The following is a 1,720-nucleotide window of genomic DNA, read 5'->3' as shown; positions in this document are numbered from 1 at the left end:
GGGGTGCGACCAGCCGCCGACGGTGAACAGGCCGGGAAGCACGGTGGTGTTGGCCGGCCGCAGGAGACGTCCTTCCGCCGCGGCGAGCGCCGGCGCGGGAACGGCGCCGCCCTCCGCGCCCGTTGCCCGGGCGATGTCGGCCGGGGTGCGGATCTCGTGCCACAGGAGCCGGTCGTGGAGCCCGGGTACGGCGCGCGAGGCGGCGGCGATCATACGGTCGGCCTGTGCCCGCAGTTCCGTGGAGACCGCCGCCGGGACCGTCGCCGTGAGCGTGACCGCTTCGTGGCCGGGGTCCGGGACCAGCGCCGGATCGTCCGGGCGGCACACCGTGACCGTGGGCCGCGCGGGCAGCCCGGGGGCCGTGCCGAACAACGCGTCGAGCTCGGCCTCGCGGTCCTCCGCGTGCACCACCGTCCGGTGGGCCGTCCCTTCGGGCCGGCCGCCGCGCAGCGCCAGCAGCACGGTGAGGCGGCTGGGCGCCCCGGGCCGGGCCGGTACCTCCCCCTCGCCGCGAAGAGCCGTACCCCGGACCATGCCGTCCAGCGCGCGGGGGCTCGTGCCGGCGACCACGAACTCCGCCTCGGCCACCGTTCCGTCGGCGAGCTCGACCCCGGCCGCCCGGCCGTCCTCCTCGACGATCCGCGTGACCTCGGCACCGAAGACGAACTCGACCCGGCGGGCCAGGCACCGCTCGTACACGGCGCGTGCCAGCTCGCGCAGGCCGCCGCGGACGTACCAGGTGCCGAAGGCGTACTCCATGTACGGCAGCACGGCGGCGTTCGCCGGGGCGGTGCGCGGGTCGAGGCCGTGCACGAGCGCGTGGCTCTCCAGGAGCGCGGCGAGACGCGCGTCGCGCAGCTCCCAGGCGCCGACCTCGGCGAGCGTGCCGGCCCGTCGGGTGCGCAGCAGGCGCTTGTGCGGGACGGCCGGGTAGGGCTCGCGCTCGGCCAGCACGGACCAGTTGGGCCACAACGGCTCCTCCAGGAGCGGGCGCCGGGAGCGGTCCCAGGTCTCGCGCGCCCGCACCAGGAAGTCACCCCAGCGCTGCCCGACGCCCGCCCCGAGCGCGTCGTCCAGGGCCGCGACGACACCCGCGCGGGAGGCGTTCGGCAGGGACACCTCGGTGCCGTCCGCGAAGACGTGCCGCGCCGACGGGTCGACCTGGACCAGCTCGACGCAGTCCTCCAGCGGCTCCTTGCCGGTCTTGACGAACAGGTCGCGGTAGACGGCGGGCAGCGGCAACAGGCCGGGCCCGGTGTCGAAGGCGAAGCCGTCCCGCTCGGCCCGGCGCACCGCACCGCCGTACGTCTCCGTGCGCTCGAACACCGTCACCCGGTGCCCCGCGACGGCGAGCCGGGCAGCCCCCGCCATCGCGCCCATCCCAGCACCGACCACCGCAATCCGTCCCATGCCAGCGACTGTATCGACCCGCACGGACACCCCCGCCCGCACCCTGCCGGCCGGCGGCTTCCCCGCGGGCGCGGGCTGCGGTGGGTGGTCCCGCCCGCGAGGCGCCGTCCCGTGGCCCTCCCGCCCGCGGGCGGGAGGGCCACGGGACGGCGGGGGCCTGTGCGCCCGGTGGCCGCGGGCCCGTGCCGTTCCGGCGACGGGGCCTTGCCCGGCGGTCGCCCGGGCCCGGGGGCGTGGGCGGGGTCAGCCCGGCGGGCTCTCCGCCCGGGCGGCCAGGCGGCGTTCCTCGCGCCGGCGGGCCCGGCGGCGC

1 protein-coding gene and 1 pseudogene are annotated in these 1,720 nt (G+C 78.4%); both read right to left on the bottom strand.

Translation table 11 applies throughout. From position 1 onward, the window contains the following. Nucleotides 1–1,410, bottom strand: a 1,410-nt coding sequence (locus RH94_RS36430; protein ID WP_234426289.1) for a phytoene desaturase family protein, incomplete at its 3' end; no start/stop codon positions are given. 243 nt (nucleotides 1,411–1,653) lie between these two features. Then, nucleotides 1,654–1,720: pseudogene (locus RH94_RS45790) on the bottom strand (DUF4126 domain-containing protein); the annotation flags it as partial.

The sequence above is a fragment of the Streptomyces kebangsaanensis genome (assembly GCF_001906585.1).
GTDB classification, from domain to species: Bacteria; Actinomycetota; Actinomycetes; order Streptomycetales; family Streptomycetaceae; genus Streptomyces; species Streptomyces kebangsaanensis.
Note: the sequence above shows the minus strand (reverse complement) of the source record. Positions and strands in the feature narration are given on the sequence as shown.